At 62.7% G+C, this 16,253-nt stretch carries 16 protein-coding genes; 5 read left to right on the top strand and 11 right to left on the bottom strand.

What is annotated here, in order from left to right; translation table 11 throughout:
- Positions 1–242: 242 nt before the first annotated feature.
- The 9 genes from QUH67_RS20820 to QUH67_RS20860 all read right to left on the bottom strand — a co-directional run bounded on the left by QUH67_RS20820 (position 243) and on the right by QUH67_RS20860 (position 8,998).
- Positions 243–443: a hypothetical protein gene (locus QUH67_RS20820; protein ID WP_300940830.1), complete on the bottom strand. Its 201-nt coding sequence runs from the start codon at positions 441–443 to the stop codon at positions 243–245.
- Between the two features lie 118 nt (positions 444–561).
- Positions 562–1,731: an acetyl-CoA acetyltransferase gene (locus QUH67_RS20825; protein WP_300940831.1), complete on the bottom strand. Its 1,170-nt coding sequence runs from the start codon at positions 1,729–1,731 to the stop codon at positions 562–564.
- Between the two features lie 38 nt (positions 1,732–1,769).
- Positions 1,770–2,426, bottom strand: a complete 657-nt coding sequence (gene eda, locus QUH67_RS20830; RefSeq protein ID WP_300940833.1) for a bifunctional 4-hydroxy-2-oxoglutarate aldolase/2-dehydro-3-deoxy-phosphogluconate aldolase — start codon at positions 2,424–2,426, stop codon at positions 1,770–1,772.
- Positions 2,423–3,376, bottom strand: a complete 954-nt coding sequence (locus QUH67_RS20835; protein ID WP_300940835.1) for a sugar kinase — start codon at positions 3,374–3,376, stop codon at positions 2,423–2,425. Before QUH67_RS20835 ends, eda begins: the two co-directional genes overlap by 4 nt.
- A gap of 33 nt (positions 3,377–3,409) precedes the next feature.
- Positions 3,410–4,396 (bottom strand): D-erythronate dehydrogenase, encoded by a 987-nt coding sequence (gene denD, locus QUH67_RS20840; RefSeq protein ID WP_300940836.1) that lies wholly within the window; start codon positions 4,394–4,396, stop codon positions 3,410–3,412.
- Between the two features lie 50 nt (positions 4,397–4,446).
- Positions 4,447–5,382, bottom strand: a complete 936-nt coding sequence (locus tag QUH67_RS20845; protein ID WP_300940838.1) for a carbohydrate ABC transporter permease — start codon at positions 5,380–5,382, stop codon at positions 4,447–4,449.
- Positions 5,383–5,463: 81 nt separating this feature from the next.
- Positions 5,464–6,423, bottom strand: coding sequence for a carbohydrate ABC transporter permease (locus QUH67_RS20850; protein WP_300940840.1), 960 nt, complete (start codon positions 6,421–6,423; stop codon positions 5,464–5,466).
- A 95-nt stretch (positions 6,424–6,518) separates the two neighbouring features.
- Positions 6,519–7,838, bottom strand: a complete 1,320-nt coding sequence (locus QUH67_RS20855; protein WP_300940841.1) for an ABC transporter substrate-binding protein — start codon at positions 7,836–7,838, stop codon at positions 6,519–6,521.
- A gap of 92 nt (positions 7,839–7,930) precedes the next feature.
- Complete coding sequence (locus tag QUH67_RS20860) at positions 7,931–8,998, bottom strand: ABC transporter ATP-binding protein (protein ID WP_300940842.1); 1,068 nt, start codon at positions 8,996–8,998, stop codon at positions 7,931–7,933.
- A gap of 190 nt (positions 8,999–9,188) precedes the next feature.
- Here QUH67_RS20860 and gntR point away from each other — a divergent pair, with 190 nt between their 5' ends.
- The 4 genes from gntR (at position 9,189) to QUH67_RS20880 (ending at position 13,949) form a co-directional block, all read left to right on the top strand.
- The gene (gene gntR, locus QUH67_RS20865; protein WP_300940843.1) at positions 9,189–10,220 is read left to right on the top strand and encodes an HTH-type transcriptional regulator GntR; all 1,032 of its coding nucleotides are present in this window, start codon (positions 9,189–9,191) and stop codon (positions 10,218–10,220) included.
- 180 nt (positions 10,221–10,400) lie between these two features.
- The gene (locus QUH67_RS20870) at positions 10,401–12,221 is read left to right on the top strand and encodes an IlvD/Edd family dehydratase (RefSeq protein ID WP_300940844.1); all 1,821 of its coding nucleotides are present in this window, start codon (positions 10,401–10,403) and stop codon (positions 12,219–12,221) included.
- 123 nt (positions 12,222–12,344) lie between these two features.
- On the top strand, positions 12,345–13,079 hold the full coding sequence (locus QUH67_RS20875) for an SDR family oxidoreductase (RefSeq protein WP_300940845.1): 735 nt from the start codon (positions 12,345–12,347) through the stop codon (positions 13,077–13,079).
- Positions 13,080–13,202: 123 nt separating this feature from the next.
- A complete protein-coding gene (locus tag QUH67_RS20880; RefSeq protein WP_300940846.1) occupies positions 13,203–13,949 on the top strand; it encodes an SDR family NAD(P)-dependent oxidoreductase in 747 nt (248 codons plus the stop codon).
- On the opposite strand, the gene QUH67_RS20885 is transcribed toward QUH67_RS20880, so the two are convergent.
- Positions 13,946–14,155 carry a hypothetical protein gene (locus tag QUH67_RS20885; RefSeq protein ID WP_300940847.1) on the bottom strand — a complete coding sequence of 70 codons (210 nt, stop codon included), beginning with the start codon at positions 14,153–14,155 and terminating at the stop codon, positions 13,946–13,948. The genes QUH67_RS20880 and QUH67_RS20885 overlap by 4 nt on opposite strands.
- A 380-nt stretch (positions 14,156–14,535) precedes the next feature.
- On the opposite strand from QUH67_RS20885, the gene pstB reads away from it, so the two are divergent.
- A complete protein-coding gene (pstB, locus tag QUH67_RS20890) occupies positions 14,536–15,324 on the top strand; it encodes a phosphate ABC transporter ATP-binding protein PstB (RefSeq protein WP_407080468.1) in 789 nt (262 codons plus the stop codon).
- Here pstB and QUH67_RS20895 read toward each other — a convergent pair.
- Positions 15,321–16,244 carry a DMT family transporter gene (locus QUH67_RS20895; protein ID WP_300940849.1) on the bottom strand — a complete coding sequence of 308 codons (924 nt, stop codon included), beginning with the start codon at positions 16,242–16,244 and terminating at the stop codon, positions 15,321–15,323. The genes pstB and QUH67_RS20895 overlap by 4 nt on opposite strands.
- Positions 16,245–16,253 lie beyond the last annotated feature (9 nt).

The following is a 16,253-nucleotide window of genomic DNA, read 5'->3' on the forward strand; positions in this document are numbered from 1 at the left end:
AATTTACTCCCGGATCTGTCGTTCCGGCCTAGTAACGGGAGGTTTCGGGGAAGATCAAGCGCGCCCGGCGTATGGCCGTATGCGCCAGCACCCCACAACCGCTGTCGACCCTGCGAACGCAGGGACCCATACGCCGCGGCCTATCCTTTTAGGAAGTGCTGTTGGACGACTTCGCGAACAACAACTCCCTGTGGTTATGGGTCCTTGCGTTCGCAGGGTCGACGTCGAAGCGGTGCCGGCCGCTACTTCTTGGCGCGGGCGTCGCGTTCCCGGGTCAGGCGCTCCAGCTCCTCGTTCTGCTGACTGAGGCGGTCGGCAATGCGGGATTCATTCCGTTCGCCGGAAGCGGCGGCGGCCTGCTCGATCAACTGCCGGATGTTGTCTTCCAGAATCCTGATCCGGTCGGCAAGCTCTGCCGATGACAACGAACTTTCGTCGCTCATGATGTCCGCTCCGATGAATGGTAAGGCGGGCAAAGCGTAGCATGCCCGCCAGCTTCATCTCGCAAATTAATGGTGGGCACGCTGCGCTTGGCCCACCCTATGGCAGCGCGGTTGCCTTCTACTTCGCTGCCTCCAGCACGGAAACATAATTCGCCACCGCCGCGCCACCCATGTTGAAGATGCCGGCGAGCTTTGCGTTCTTCAGCTGCATGCCTTCCGGCGCCTGGCCCGTGAGCTGCATCGCGCTCATCACGTGCATGGAGACGCCGGTGGCGCCGATCGGGTGGCCCTTGGCCTTCAACCCGCCGGACGGATTGATCGGCAGCTTGCCGTCCTTCTGGGTCCAGCCTTCCTTGATGGCACGGGCGCCCTGCCCGCGCGGCGTCAGCCCCATCGCTTCATATTCGATCAGTTCGGCGACGGTGAAGCAGTCATGGGTTTCGACGAACGACAGATCGGACAACTCCACGCCGGCCTGCGCCAGCGCGCGCTGCCAGGCCACCGTGCAGCCTTCGAACTGCAGAATGTCGCGCTTGGACATCGGCAGGAAATCCTGCGCATGCGCGGTGGCGCGGAAGTTCACCGCCTTGCCCATGGTCTTGGCGGTTTCCGAATCCGTCAGCACCAGCGCCGCCGCGCCGTCCGACACCAGCGAACAGTCGGTGCGCTTCAGGGGACCGGCGACAAACGGATTCTTCTCGCTCTCGGCGCGGCAGAACTCGTAGCCAAAATCCTTGCGCATCTGGGCGTAGGGATTGGCGACGCCGTTCTTGTGGTTCTTGGCCGCGATCATCGCCAGCGCGTCCGACTGGTCGCCATATTTCTGGAAATAGCTCTGCGCGATCTTGCCGAACACGCCGGCAAAGCCGCCGACAGTGTCGCCATCCTCCGGCAGATAGGAGGCCTTCAGCAGGTACTTTCCGATCTCCGGGCCCGGCGTCCGCGTCATCTGCTCGACGCCGACCACCAGCACGATTTTGGCTGCGCCCGAGGCGATCGCGCGGATGCCCTGGTGCACCGCCGCCGAACCGGTGGCGCAGGCATTTTCCACCCGCGTGGCCGGCTTGAAGCGCAGCTTTGGATCGGCCTGCAGCACCAGCGAGGCCGTAAAATCCTGCGGCGAGAAGCCGGCATTGAAATGCCCGAGCACGATCTCGTCGACGTCGCCGGCCGAGATGCCGGCATCGGCCAGCGCTTCGGTCGCCACCTTCACCACCAGGCTCTCGACGGTTTCCGCGTCGAACTTGCCGAACGGTGTGTGCGCCCACCCCACGATGCTGGCTGTCATGGTTGTTCTCCCTGTTCCGGTTCTGCTCGGTTTGTAACCTATCTTGGTACGGCTTTCAGCGATTTCATCGTCCGCTCGCACATGGCCGTTATGCCGGCCCAGTTGCCGGACCTGATCTCGTCGGCCGGGCACAGCCAGGAACCGCCGACCGCCACGACGTTCGGCTCGGCGAGCCAGGTCGCGGCATTGGCCTCGCCGATGCCGCCGGTCGGGCATACCCTGATATTGGGAAACGGCCCGGCCAGTGCCCGAAGTGCCTTGATACCGCCGGCCTGCTCGGCGGGAAAGAATTTGACGATATCGAAGCCGACCGCCAGCGCCTGCATCAGTTCGGACGCCGTGGCGATCCCCGGCGCGAACGGCAGGTCGCTCGCGGCCGCGGCCTTCAACAGTTCCGGCGTCGCCCCGGGGCTGATGCCGAATTTGGCTCCGAGCGCGGTGGCCCGCGCCAGATCGCCCCCGTTCAGAATCGTGCCGATGCCGACGATGGCGTCCGGCACCTCCGCGATCATGGCCTTGGCAGCGTCGATGGCGACCGGCGTTCGCAGCGTCACTTCCAGCACATGCACCCCACCCGCAACCAGCGCGCGCGCCAGCGGCACCGCGTCTTCCACCCGCTCGATGGTGAGCACGGGGATGACGGTGGCGGATTTGAAGATGTCGGCGAGCTGTTGCTGCCTCGATGCTGCGGTCATGACGATACCTTGCGGGAATTGACGTGGTTCGGGACCAGGCCGGGCGGCATTTCCGCGCGCGGGATGATCGCCCCGGGATGGCATACCACAACGCCGGCCAGGCGATGCCCGATACGGGCAGCCTCGATCGGGTCGGCGCCCCTAAGACGCGCCGCCACATAGGCGGCGGCGAAACTGTCGCCGGCCGCCGTCGTGTCGACGACGGGCGCCTCCACCGGCTTCGCCTTGATCGGATACGGCACGCCATCCAGGCGGACGATGCTCGCCGGCTCCGAGAGCTTCAACACCACTTCGGCCCCCGAGATCCGCGCCAGCAGGGCTTCGCTGGTCATGCCTGGATAGAGCGGCAGCAGATCCTCCGTGGAGGCCAGCACGATGTCGGCCGCAGCAAAGGCCTGCTGGAAGACGGCGCGCGCCAGGTCGAGATCGGGCCAGCCGCGGGCGCGAAAATTGGTGTCGAAAGCGAACCGCACGCCCTGTTCGCGGGCGCGATCGAGTGCCGCGAACAGCCGCCCCCGGCCTTCCGGGCCGTACAGCGAGAGCGTGATCGCGGACAGATAGACCATGTCATAGCCGGCCAGTGCGCCCAGGATCTCCGGCGTTTGCGGCAGCTCCATCAGGCTCCGCGCCGCGGCGCTGTCGCGCCAGTGGAAGAACCGCCGCTCGCCTTTCTCGTCGGTCTGGATCATATAGAGGCCCGGCAGCTTGCCCGGCAGCCGCGCGACCCGCGAGGTCCCGATCCCCTCCGCCGCCCAGCCGGAGATCATCTCCTCGCTCAGGCTGTCGTCCCCGAGCGCCGTGATGTAGTCGACGCTGACGCCGAGCCGAGACAGATAGACGGCCGTGTTGAGCGTATCGCCGCCATAGCCCCGCGAAAACAGGCCGGGCTCATCCCCCTGGGCCTGTTTGAGCTCGATCATGCACTCGCCGATGCACGCTACCTTGCTCATGACCGCATTCGCATGAAGAAACGTCGTGTCACGTCAGCCTGCGAACTTGCCGCCGAGTTCGTCCTCGATGTGGATCCGGATGATGTCGTCGAAGGTTTTCTCGGCGGTGGTGAAGCCGAGCTTGAGCGCGCGGTCGGTGACGAAATCACGCGGCCAGCCGGATACGATGCTGATGATGGTCGGATCGGGTACCCGCTTGATGCGCGCGACGACGTTCTTGCCGGCGACGCGGTCGAGCGCCGCGATCTGCTCGCCGACGGTCGCCGCGAGGCCGGGCATGCTCAGGTTGCGCCGAGGCCCCATCGCGTTGAGGTCCATGGTGCCGGCGTGCACCAGGAATCCGACCGCTGATTTCGGCGAGGCGTGCCAGTGCTGCACGTCGTCGGAAACCGGCAGCACCGCTTCCTCGCCCGCCAGCGGCTCGCGGATGATGTTGGAGAAGAAGCCGGAGGCCGCCTTGTTCGGCTTGCCCGGCCGCACGCAGATCGTCGGCAGGCGGATCGAGATGCCGTCGAGCATGCCCTTGCGGGTGTAGTCGTTGATCAAGAGTTCACAGATCGACTTCTGCGTGCCGTAGCTGGTCAGCGGGGTATGGAAAAATTCATCGCCGATCTTTTCCGGGAACGGCGCGCCGAACACCGCAATCGAGGACGTGAACACCAGCCGCGGCTTGTAGCCGCCGCCGGCGTGGCGGATGGCGTCGATCAAATGGCGGGTGCCGTCGAGGTTGATCCGGTAGCCCTTGTCGAACTCGGCCTCCGCTTCGCCGGAGACGATCGCAGCGAGATGAAAGATCACCTCCGGCCGGTGCGCGATCAAGGGCTCCGCTGCGCCGGCATCGGCGAAATCGGACGCCACGACGGTGATCGGAATCGAGGCGTTCGCGGGCTTGGTCGGCGCCACCACGTCCTGCAACGTCATGCGGGTGATATCGTGGTGGCCGAGGCGGCCGTCACGCAGCAGCCGTTCGGTCAATTTGCGGCCCACCATGCCGGCGGCGCCCAAAATCAGAATGTGCAAGACCCGTCTCCTTTTGAACCCTGTTTATTATCAGCCGGGCCTTCAAGCGACTACTCTTTTACGGCTCCCGTCATCGCCGACACATAATGCTCAACGAAGAAGGCGTAAAGGATAACGAGCGGCAGCGAGCCGGCCAATGCGCCCGCCATCAGCGAGCCCCAGCGATAGACGTCGCCGTCGACGAATTCGTTGACGATCGCCACCGGCACCGTCTTGTTGCTGGTCGACTGCAGGAAGGTCAGCGCATAGATGAACTCGTTCCAGCATAGCGTAAAGCAGAAGATGAACGCGGAGATCAGGCCCGGGATCGCCAGCGGCAGCACGATCTTGACCAGGATCTGCCAGCGGCTGGCGCCGTCGATCAGCGCGCATTCTTCGAGCTCGAACGGGATGGTCTTGAAGTACCCCATCAAAAGCCAGGTCGAGAACGGGATCAGGATGGTCGGATAGGTCAGGATCAGCGCGAGCGGCGAGTCGAACAGCCCGTACTGGAACACGACGGTCGCGAGCGGAATGAACAGGATCGACGGCGGCACCAGGTAGGACAGGAAGATCAGCCCGCCGACCCAGTGCGCACCGCGATAGCGCAGCCGCACGATCGCGTAGGCCGCCAGCACGCTGGCGACGATCGACAGGATGGTGGCGCAGACGGCTACATACATCGTGTTCCACAACCATAGCGGATAGTGGCTGTCGAACAGCAGCTTATAAAAGTGCTTGAGGGTCGGATTCCAGGTCCAGAACGGATTGTACTTGTCGAGGTCGAGCAGTTGCTCATCCGGTTTGATCGCCGTCAGTCCCATCCAGTAGAACGGAAACAGCAGCACGAACACGATGATCGCCAGCGGCATATACAGCGTCACCATCCGGCGCGGCACCGACTGCAGATAGCTCATGCCCTCGCTGTGATCGTCCTTGGCGACCGTCGGTGATGTTCCGGCAAGCACAGCCTTGAGATCGATCCGCGAGGTCGGGAGATCAGTCATTGTTTTCTCCCTGCTGCCACTTGCGACGGCGCGCGCGGGGCTTGCCCCGTTCGCGCAAAAGAAGATCCGGCACCGCGGAGATCAGTCATTGTTCTCACCCTGCTGCCACTTGCGACGCTGCAGCCCAAACCATGAAACCATGATCGCGGCGAGCAGGAACGGAATCATTGCACTCGATATCGCGGCCCCCTCGCCGAGCTGGCCGGCGATGATGGCGCGCTGATACGACAACGTCGCCATCAGGTGCGTCGCATTGACCGGACCGCCCCGCGTCATCGCCCAGATCAGCTGGAAGTCGGTGAAGGTGAACAGCACGGAGAACGTCATCACCACCGCGATGATCGGCGTCAGCAGCGGATAGGTGATGAAGCGGAACATCTCCCACTTGCTGGCGCCGTCGAGCGTCGCCGCTTCGTAGAGCGAAGGCTGCACCGTCTGCAGGCCGGCGAGCAGCGTGATCGCGACAAAGGGTACGCCGCGCCAGATGTTGGCGAAGATCACGCAGATCCGCGCCCAGGTGACGTCGCCGAGGAAGTTGATGTTCTCGGTGATGAGACCGATTTGCTTGAGCGACCACGAGATGATCGAGAATTGGGAATCGAATATCCACCAGAACGCCAGCGCCGACAGCACGGTCGGCACGATGAACGGGATCAGCACCAGCGCACGCAGCATCGCCTTGAACGGCATGTTCTCGTTCAGCAGCAGCGCCAGATAGAGCCCGATCGCGAATTTGATCGCGCTGGCGATGAATGTGTAGAGGAGCGTGTTGAATACCGACAGCCAGAAGATGCTGTCGCCCCACAACCACTCGTAGTTCTCAATGCCGATGTATTCGCCGGGCCGCCCGATTTTGGCGTCGGTGAACGAAATCCAGACGCCGAGGCCCAACGGATAGGCCAGGAAGAAGATCAGGAATGCCATTGCCGGCAGCATGAACCAGAAACCGAGCCAGTTCCGGTTGGTCCTGAGCTGATCCCACGCGGTGGCCTCGCGAATCTGCCGCTTGGCGGTCCGGGGTTGCAGTGCGACGTCAGCCATTGGCGAATTCCCGCGATGTCATCGACGGCGATGCCGTCGTCCGCATTTTGCTTGTTGAAGCGAGCCGCAATCGCTCGCGGCTCGCTTCGTTGTCGTCAGCGATAAATGCGCTTCAACTGCCGTTCCGTCACCGCGATCGCGCCCTTGGCGTCCTCGCGTCCGGTGCAGTAGTTGGCGAACATGTCGACGACCAGGAAGTCGGCGATCGCGGTCGCCGCCTTCTCGCCGGGCGTGCCGATGCCGGATGCGGGAAGCGCACGCTTGCTGGCCTGGCTGAACACCTGGTTCTTCGGATCCGCGGTCCAGACCGGCGAATTGTCATAGGCATTGAGCGTGTGGGTGAGATAACCCCGCGCGCCGGACAGCCACTTGTCGTAGTTTTCCTTCTCGAGCATGAAGGCGACGAAGGCTTTTGCGGCGTTCGGATATTTGGTGAACTTGAACGCCAGGATCGGAACGCAAAGCTGCAGTTCGGTCGGCTTGCCGATCGGACCGACCGGCCATAGCGCATGATACGTGTCTTCGGTGAGTTCCTTCTTGTTCGGGTCGTCCTTGGCCGCGACATAGATCGAGATGCCGTTGGCCGTGCAGTGCAGTTCGCCGGCGAGGAACGCCTTGTTGTTCGACGAGTCGTTCCATGACGCAACGCCCGGAATGAAGGTGTCGGACAGCGCCTTGCAGTATTCGAGCGCCTTGACGGTCTCGGGCGAGTTGATGATGACCTTGTTGTCCTTGTCGACGGTGTAGGCACCGTGACCCCAGAGGATCCAGTGCAACCAGGCATTGGCGTCGCCCGAAGCGTGGCCGAGCGGGAAACCGGCCGGCGTGTTGTTCTTCTTCAGCGCCTTGCACATTTCCAGAAAGCCCGGGAAGTCCTTCGGGAAATCCTTGAAGCCGGCCTTTTCAACCGAAGACTTGCGGTAGGTCATGTAGCCGCCGATGGTCGCCACCGGAATGCCGAGCCAGTTGTTGCCCTGCTTGCAGGTTACCGCGGCCGCGTCGGTCCACCCGCCATACTTCTTGCCGAGATAATCGGCGACATCGTTCATCTGCAGGACCTGGGTCGGGAACAGCTGCGGCAGCGTATGCAGGCCCCATGCGAGATCTAGGCCCGAACCGGTATTGGCGGCAACGGACGCTTTCGGCTGCACGTCCTCGAAGGACTCGGAGAACACGTTCATTTCGGTACCGGTGGCAGCCTTGAACGCAGCGACCATGGCGTTGAACGCGTCGTCTTCCGCCGGCACGAAGCGCTTCCAGCGCATCACGGTGAGCTTGGCGCCCTTCTCGGCCTTCCACGGCGCCGATTGCGCCCAGGCCTTGGCAAAGTCGAACAACGCCGGTCCGGTAAGTGCGCCGGCCGCCGCCAGCGCGGTGCCGCCCTGAAGCAGAGAGCGGCGGGTAAAATCGTGCATGGTCCATCCTCCCGTTGAAATATTTTTTCTGGTTCTTGCTCAGTCCTCGTTTCTTATTTTTTTGGTCGTCTTTATTTTCTTGGTCTCGTCACTCAGCCGTTCAGGCGCTTCCCCGTCGCTTCGTCGAACAGATGCACCAGCGCCGGATCGGGCTTGAGGCGGATCTTGTCGCCCGGATTGAACTGATGCCGCTCGCGGAACACGGCGACCACCTGCTCGCCGCCGAGTTTGGCGAACACCTGGGTTTCCGAACCGGTCGGCTCGACCACGACGATCTCGGCCTCGGCGCCGTCATCGGCGATGGTGAAGTGCTCGGGCCGCACGCCGTAGACCGCGGGCTGGCCGTCGGAGTTGGCGGGCGCATTTTTCAACGGCAGCTTGACGCCGTTCGGCCCCTCGAACACGGCGCTGCCGTTCGACTTCACCTTGCCCTTGAGGAAATTCATCGCCGGCGAACCGATAAAGCCGGCGACGAACTGGTTGGCCGGGGTGTCATAGAGTTCGAGCGGGGTGCCCATCTGCTCGACGATGCCGTCATGCATCACCACGATCTTGTCGGCCATGGTCATGGCCTCGATTTGGTCGTGGGTGACGTAGACCGTCGTGGTGCGCAGGCGCTGATGCAGCTCCTTGATCTCCGTACGCATCGCCACGCGCAGCTTGGCGTCGAGGTTGGACAGCGGCTCGTCGAACAGGAACACCTGCGGATCGCGCACGATGGCGCGGCCCATGGCGACGCGTTGGCGCTGGCCACCTGACAATTGCCGCGGATAGCGCTCGAGCAGCGGCGTCAGCGCCAGGATTTCCGCGGCGCGATTAACGCCTTTCGATATCTCATCGGCACTCGCGCCGCGCAGCTTGAGCGAGAAGCCCATATTGTCGGCGACGGTCATATGCGGATAGAGCGCGTAGTTCTGGAACACCATCGCAATGTCGCGCTCTTTCGGCTGGACATTGTTGACGACGCGGTCGCCGATCGAAATGGTTCCGGAGGTGATGTTTTCGAGGCCGGCCAGCATCCGCAACAGGGTCGACTTACCGCAGCCCGACGGACCGACGAGCACAACGAACTCGCCATCCTCGATCGGAATCGACACGCCGTGCAAAACTTCAAAATTGCCGAACGACTTTCGCACGTCGCGAATCTGTACCGACGACATCCTCACTCCCTCTTGTTCTGTTTTGGGGCGCCACGGATCGGCGGCGATGCCCTGCTGTCTTTTCGACTTTAATGCCGGAAGCCGAATTCGACCGTGCATCATCATCCGCAGTTTCGCGGTTTTTAGCAATCCGATGGTAGCGCTGTCAATAATGGTTCAAACGTCTAATCTGTTGTGATATGAGCGCAAGATGGGACGAAAACAGACAAAGTCTGGCAAAATCCGCCTCACCGAGGTCGCCAAGCTCGCTGGCGTCAGCCCCATCACGGCATCGCGCTTTTTCCGGAACCCCGAAGCACTGTCGCTGAGCAAGCGCGAACGCGTCGACAGCGCGGTGAAGGAATTGGGTTATGTGCCCAATCTTGCCGCGCGTGCGCTGGCCTCGCATCGCACCGAAGTCATCGGCGTCGTCATCCCCTCCCTCACCAACAATGTGTTCGCCGACGTGTTGCGCGGCATCTACGATTCCTCCGAAGGTAGCCGCTACACCATCCAGCTCGCCAATACGCGCTACAGTATCCTGCAGGAAGAGAAGCTTCTGCGCCTGTTCAGGGCGCAGAAGCCGGCCGGGCTGATCGTCACCGGCATCAACCAGACCGCGGAATCTCGTACCATCCTGGAGTCGATGAATTGCCCGGTCACGCAGATCATGGAGGTCGGCGAAAGTCCGGTCGACATGATGGTCGGCTTCTCGCATTACGACGCGGCATTTGCGGCCATTTCGCACATCCTGGAACAGGGGCGTCGCCGCATCGGATTCCTCGGCGCTCGGATGGACCCGCGGGTACAGCGACGGCTCGAAGGGTATCGAGATGCCATGAAGGCGGTATCGCTGTTCGATCCGAGCCTCGTCGTCACCACGTCGGTGCCGACCACCGTGACGCTCGGCAGGACATTGTTCACCGACCTGCTCGCGCAAGCGCCCGACATCGATGCGGTGTTCTGCGTCAATGACGACCTTGCGCTGGGCACGCTGTTTGAATGCCAGCGGCGGCAGATCGCCATCCCCGGCGATCTCGCCATTGTCGGATTCAACGATCTGGAGTTCGCGGCATCCGCGGTCCCCTCCCTCTCCAGCGTCCGCACCAATCGCTATGAAATGGGCCGGCACGCCGTCTCCATGGTGATCGACTCGATCGAAGGCCGTCGCCCCGAGACGCCGGTGATCGACCTCGGCTTTCAGCTGATGGTTCGCGAAAGCTCGATGCCGCCGGGCATGTGACGCCGCTGCCGAGGAACGAAAATGACGCGCGGGCAAAAATTGGTAGCGCTACCTTTTGAGCCGAACTAGGATCGTATCACGCGGATTGGCCAAGGCAGGCGCGCTGCAGCAGATGAACTTTCAACAAAGCGCGCCGCTGCCGCGATTTAAGCCCAAAAGTTTGCAGTGCGGGAGGAACCGATGAAGCACAATGACAAGAAGCCGACCACCAATGGCAAGGGCCGGAGACTTCGTTCGCTCGAGTGGTTCGATAACCCGCACAATCCGGGAATGACCGCGCTCTACCTCGAACGCTACCTGAACTACGGCCTGACCCGAGCGGAATTGCAATCCGGCAAGCCGATCATCGGCATCGCCCAGACCGGCAACGACCTCTCCCCCTGCAATCGCCATCATCTCGAACTGGCGCACCGGGTGCGCGAGGGCATTCGCGAAGCCGGCGGCATTGCGATGGAATTCCCCACCCATCCGATCCAGGAAACCGGCAAGCGGCCGACCGCGGCGCTGGACCGCAACCTCGCCTATCTCGGCCTGGTCGAAATCCTGTTCGGCTACCCGCTCGATGGCGTGGTGCTGACCACCGGCTGCGACAAGACCACACCGGCCTGCATGATGGCGGCGGCGACCGTCAACCTGCCCGCGATCGTGCTCTCCGGCGGCCCGATGCTGAACGGCTGGTTCAACGGCGAGCGCACCGGCTCCGGCACCATCGTCTGGAAGCAGCGTGAACGGCTCGCCGCCGGCGAGATCGATTACAATGAGTTCATCGAGATCGTGTCGTCCTCCGCACCTTCCGTCGGCCATTGCAACACGATGGGCACCGCTTCCACCATGAACTCGCTGGCCGAGGCGCTCGGCATGTCGCTGCCGGGCTGCGCGGCGATCCCGGCGCCCTACCGCGAACGCGGCCAGATTGCCTATGAGACGGGCAAGCGCATCGTCGAGATGGTGTGGGAAGATCTGAAACCCTCCGACATCCTGACCCGCCAGGCGTTCGAGAACTGCATCGTGGTGAACTCGGCGATCGGCGGCTCGACCAACGCGCCGATCCACATCAACGCGCTGGCGCGGCATGTCGGCGTCGAGCTGTCGATCGACGACTGGCAGAAGCATGGCCACCACATCCCGCTGCTGGTCAACATGCAGCCGGCCGGTTTCTATCTCGGCGAGGAATATCACCGCGCCGGAGGCGTGCCGTCGGTGGTGCGCGAGTTGATGGCGCACAAGCACATCCATGAAGACGCCGTCACCGTGAACGGCCGCACCATGGGCGACAACTGCCGCGAGGCCCCCAAGCCCGACGGCGACGTGATTTGGAGTTACGACAAGCCGCTGGTGAAAGACGCCGGCTTCCTGGTGCTGCGCGGCAATCTCTTCGATTCCGCGATCATGAAGACCAGCGTGATCTCGAAGGAATTCCGCGACCGTTATCTGGTCAATCCGAAAGACCTGAACGCGTTCGAGGGCCGCGCCATCGTGTTCGAGGGGCCGGAGGATTACCACGACCGGATCGACGATCCCGCACTCAACATCGACGAGCACTGCATCCTGTTCATTCGCGGCGCCGGCCCGATCGGCTATCCCGGCGGCGCCGAGGTCGTCAACATGCAGCCGCCGGCGGCGCTAATCAAACGCGGCATCCTCTCGCTGCCCTGCATCGGCGACGGCCGGCAGTCCGGCACCTCGGGCTCGCCCTCGATCCTCAACGCCTCGCCGGAAGCGGCCGCCGACGGCGGGCTTGCGATCTTGCGGACCGGCGACAAGGTCCGCATCGACCTCAACAAGGGCGACGCCAATATTTTGATCACGAGCGACGAACTGAAAAAGCGCCGCGCCGAGCTGAAGGAAAAGGGCGGCTTCCCCTACCCGGCCAACCAGACGCCATGGCAGGAGCTCTATCGTTCGACGGTCGGCCAGCAGGCCACCGGCGCCTGCATGGAACTCGCCACGCGCTATCAGAACATCGCCGGCACGGTCGGCGTGGCGCGGGATAATCATTAGTCCATCAAACTGTCATTGCCGGGCTTGACCCGGCAATCCATCCTCTGGCGAAGAAGATAGATACGCGGGTCAAGCCCGCGTATGACGCCGAAAATAATCCATCGATCGCTCAAGGACGAAACCATGTCAGACCGCCTGAAGGGCAAGCGCGCCTTCGTCACCGCCGCCGCCGTCGGCATCGGCCGCGCCTGCGCCGTTGCCTTTGCGCGCGAAGGCGCCACCGTGTTTGCCACCGACATCGACGAAGCCAAGCTCGCCGCGCTCAAGAGCGAGGGAATCGCGGAAGTCGCAAAACTCGATGCCCGCGATACCGCCGCCGTCGCCGCCATGGCCAAGCGCGCCGGCAAGACCGACATCCTGCTCAACGCCGCCGGCTTTGTGCACCACGGCACGATCATGGATTGCTCCGACGAGGATTTTGACTTTTCGTTCGACCTCAACGTCAAGTCGATGCATCGCACGATCCGCGCGTTCCTGCCCGGCATGCTGGAACAGGGCAACGGCGCGATCGTCAACATTGCCTCGGCTGCCGGCGTCATCAAGGCCGCGCCGAACCGCTACATCTACGCGGCGACCAAAGCTGCCGTCGGGGCGTTGACGCGTTCGGTCGCCATCGACTTCGTCGGCAAGGGAATCCGCTGCAACTGCATCTGTCCCGGCACGGTTGAAACCCCATCCATGCTGGGGCGCGCCGCCGCCGCCGGCCCCAACGGACGCGAAATGTTCGTCGCGCGGCAACCGATGGGACGGCTCGGTACCGCCGAGGAGATCGCTGCCCTCGCCGTCTATCTCGCCAGCGATGAAAGCGCGTTCACCACCGGCGTCGCCCACGTCATCGACGGCGGCTGGACGCTGTAAACACGGTCCTCATCCTGAGGAGCCGCGAAGCGGCGTCTCGAAGGATGGGCCACGGGCCTCATGGTTCGAGACGCGCAAGAGCGCTCCTCACCATGAGGAACATCGAGCGAAAGGAAATTTGCAATGAACAAGATCGATCTGAACGGCCGCTGCGCCGTCGTCACCGGCGGAGCGCAAGGTTTTGGCCGCGCGATTACCGAGCGCTTCGTGGCATCGGGCGCGAAGGTCGCGATCTGGGATCACGACCTGCCGTTCGCGGAAAAGACCGCGAAGGAAATCGGTCCGGCGGTATCGGCCTTCAAGGTCGACGTGTCGGATCTCGCCGCGGTCGAGACGACGCGTGACGCGACGCTGAAAGCGCTCGGCAAGATCGATATCCTCGTCAACAATGCCGGCATCGCCGGCATCAACAAGCCGGTGTGGGAAACCGACCTCGAGGAATGGCGCAAGGTGCTGCGCATCAATCTCGACGGCCCCTTCATCTGCTGCAAGGCGGTGGTGCCGGCGATGCTGCAGCAAAAATACGGCCGCATCGTCAACATCGCCTCCATCGCCGGCAAGGAAGGCAACCCCAACGCGGCACACTACTCGGCCTCCAAGGCCGGCCTGATCGCTTTGACCAAATCGCTCGGCAAGGAACTCGCGCAGCACGACATTCTCGTCAACGCGGTGACGCCGGCAGCAGCCAAGACCGCAATCTTCGACCAGATGACGCAGCAGCACATCGACTTCATGCTCTCGAAGATCCCGAAGGCGCGCTTCGTTCTCGTCGAGGAACTCGCGGCGATGGTGGCGTGGCTCGCGTCGGAAGACTGCGCATTCTCCACCGGCGCCGTGTTCGACATTTCCGGCGGCCGGGCGACGTATTAGTCCTCGGCCAAATCACGATCCAAGTCGGCATTTGGCGATCCGGTCGTTACGTCTTCGTCGGGCTGATCGATGTGCATTCCGATCATGCCCGTCAGCGGCGGCTTGACCGCTTCGAGGCTGACATCCTTCGCTTGCGGCGTCTCTTGTTCGGCCCGTGCCTCGGCATCGTTACTTGCCGGTTTCTTTCCGTCCTTGTCGCCCGACATTTCGGCTTCCTCGTGCTTCAGGAGAGTGAGCCGGCACACCGAGCAGTCACGATCACCTGGCTCACGAATGCATTGCTGGATCAGTTTTCGCGCAATGTCGTTGACCGATATCAACCGAGCCAAAACAAAAGTGCTGCGGCCAACCCCGATTTACTTCGCGAGATGACAATACAATGACATCTTCATGATGAGCTCGTCTCTTTCAGGCTGCGGATTGTTGAGCCTGATCAAAGCGCCATCGCACCACCGGTTCTACTTGAGGAAACCTATTCGTCAACGAACCGGGGCTGATCGTGGGGACCGTGAGCGAAGCGACAATCGACAGAATCCGAGCCGAAGGTACAGCAAGGTCCGCCGCAGCCATCGATCAGTTGGCCAAAGTGATCCGCTCGATTCCGGACCATGAGGATCCTACGGAGAAGATAAGCGTTCGACATCTCAACTTTTATTATCAGGACGGCAATCACGCCCTCAAGGACGTGTCCGTACCCATTTATGCCAACCGCGTAACCGCGTTTATCGGCCCATCCGGTTGCGGAAAATCAACCTTGTTGCGCGTCTTCAATCGCATCTATGCGCTCTATCCAGGGCAGCGCGTCGAAGGCGATGTCCTGCTCGATGGCGTGAATATCCTTTCCAAGGATGAGGATCCAACCGTTCTCCGAACCCGGATAGGCATGGTATTCCAGAAGCCAACGCCATTTCCGATGTCGGTCTACGACAACATTGCCTTTGGCATTGGCCTCAATCGGAAGCTTTCCAAACAGCAAATGGATGAAGAAGTAGAACTGGCCCTGCGGCGCGTCGCGCTTTGGGACGAGGTGAAGGATCACCTCGCAAGAACCGGATTGGAACTGTCGGGCGGGCAGCAGCAGCGTCTTTGTATTGCCCGTACCATTGCGACTCGGCCCGAGGTTCTGCTTCTCGACGAACCATGTGCCTCGATCGATCCGATTTCGTCCGCAAAGATCGAGCAGACTATCGACGAACTCAAGCATGACCACACGATCGTCATCGTCACACACAACCTTCAACAGGCGGCTCGGGTTTCCGATTATGCGGGCTTCATGTATTTGGGCGAGATGAGTGAATTTGGCCCCGTGCGCCGGATATTCGTGACGCCCGGCGATCCGCGCACGCAGCGGTTTATCACCGGCCGGTTTGGCTAGCCAGACAAGTCAATCGGCGTCTGCGATGATTGCGTTGTCGGTCTGGGCCGCCGGCTGGCCGTGGTCGCAATCCAGATGCCGGCGAACACCGTCACGATGCCGCCGACGAGATTCCAGCTGAGCGGTTCGTCCAGCAATGCGGCGCCTACGAGCGACGCGGTGATCGGATTGACGGTGACCGAAATCGCGACGCGGGTCGGCGTCGTGCGCGCCAGCGCGAACGCCCAGAGGTAGAACGTCAAGGCGCTGCCGAAGGCGCCGAGATAGGTGGCAGCCAGCCATTGCGGGACCTCGAAAGCTGCGACGGGCGCAAAGCTGCCTCGCGCCTGCGAGATCAGAACCAGGCATGCCGCACCGACCCCCATGGATACCGTCGTGAAGGGAAGCGGCCCCGAGCGGGCGATGAACGGCTTGGACCAGATGCTGTAGAGCGCCATGCAGAGGGCGGCCGCGACCATCAGCAGATCGCCGCACCAGGCCCCCGGCGGCGCGGATGCAAGATTCGACAGCAGCGCCAGAGCGACGCCGAGCGTGGCGATCACCACCCCGATCGATTTACGCATCGTGAGCGCCTCGCTGCCGAGCGCGCCACCCACGACCATTGTCAGCAACGGCAGCGTCGACAAGGCCAGCGCGCCACGCGCCGCCGTCGTGAAAATCAGCGACGCATTGAAGAGGACCGGGAACAGGGCGAAGTACAGTACGCCCAGCCCGACGACGCCCGTCCAGTCGGAGCGCTGCGGCCATCGATCGCCCTGCAGCAGGGCCACCGGCAACAGCAGCAGAAAGCCGATGCCGAACCGGAACGATCCGATCGCCAACGGATCGATCGTGTGCACCAGATAGCGCGTCGCCCCGATCGACGTTCCGCCCAGGCCGCTCGACAGAATAGCCGCCAGTACGCCCCACACCTCGCCCATGCACCTCCC

Origin of the sequence: Bradyrhizobium roseum, from assembly GCF_030413175.1 — a bacterium.
GTDB classification, from domain to species: domain Bacteria; phylum Pseudomonadota; class Alphaproteobacteria; order Rhizobiales; family Xanthobacteraceae; genus Bradyrhizobium; species Bradyrhizobium roseum.

Excerpts from the sequence above, each read along its gene's own strand:
- QUH67_RS20895 (WP_300940849.1), bottom strand. The coding sequence starts at position 16,244 with ATGGGCGAGGTGTGGGGCGTACTGGCGGCTATTCTGTCGAGCGGCCTG.
- QUH67_RS20825 (WP_300940831.1), bottom strand. The coding sequence starts at position 1,731 with ATGACAGCCAGCATCGTGGGGTGGGCGCACACACCGTTCGGCAAGTTC.
- QUH67_RS20820 (WP_300940830.1), bottom strand. The coding sequence starts at position 443 with ATGAGCGACGAAAGTTCGTTGTCATCGGCAGAGCTTGCCGACCGGATC.
- QUH67_RS20855 (WP_300940841.1), bottom strand. The coding sequence starts at position 7,838 with ATGCACGATTTTACCCGCCGCTCTCTGCTTCAGGGCGGCACCGCGCTG.
- QUH67_RS20860 (WP_300940842.1), bottom strand. The coding sequence starts at position 8,998 with ATGTCGTCGGTACAGATTCGCGACGTGCGAAAGTCGTTCGGCAATTTT.
- QUH67_RS20870 (WP_300940844.1), top strand. The coding sequence starts at position 10,401 with ATGAAGCACAATGACAAGAAGCCGACCACCAATGGCAAGGGCCGGAGA.
- QUH67_RS20845 (WP_300940838.1), bottom strand. The coding sequence starts at position 5,382 with ATGACTGATCTCCCGACCTCGCGGATCGATCTCAAGGCTGTGCTTGCC.
- gntR (WP_300940843.1), top strand. The coding sequence starts at position 9,189 with ATGGGACGAAAACAGACAAAGTCTGGCAAAATCCGCCTCACCGAGGTC.
- QUH67_RS20850 (WP_300940840.1), bottom strand. The coding sequence starts at position 6,423 with ATGGCTGACGTCGCACTGCAACCCCGGACCGCCAAGCGGCAGATTCGC.
- QUH67_RS20835 (WP_300940835.1), bottom strand. The coding sequence starts at position 3,376 with ATGAGCAAGGTAGCGTGCATCGGCGAGTGCATGATCGAGCTCAAACAG.
- QUH67_RS20885 (WP_300940847.1), bottom strand. The coding sequence starts at position 14,155 with ATGTCGGGCGACAAGGACGGAAAGAAACCGGCAAGTAACGATGCCGAG.
- eda (WP_300940833.1), bottom strand. The coding sequence starts at position 2,426 with ATGACCGCAGCATCGAGGCAGCAACAGCTCGCCGACATCTTCAAATCC.
- QUH67_RS20875 (WP_300940845.1), top strand. The coding sequence starts at position 12,345 with ATGTCAGACCGCCTGAAGGGCAAGCGCGCCTTCGTCACCGCCGCCGCC.
- QUH67_RS20880 (WP_300940846.1), top strand. The coding sequence starts at position 13,203 with ATGAACAAGATCGATCTGAACGGCCGCTGCGCCGTCGTCACCGGCGGA.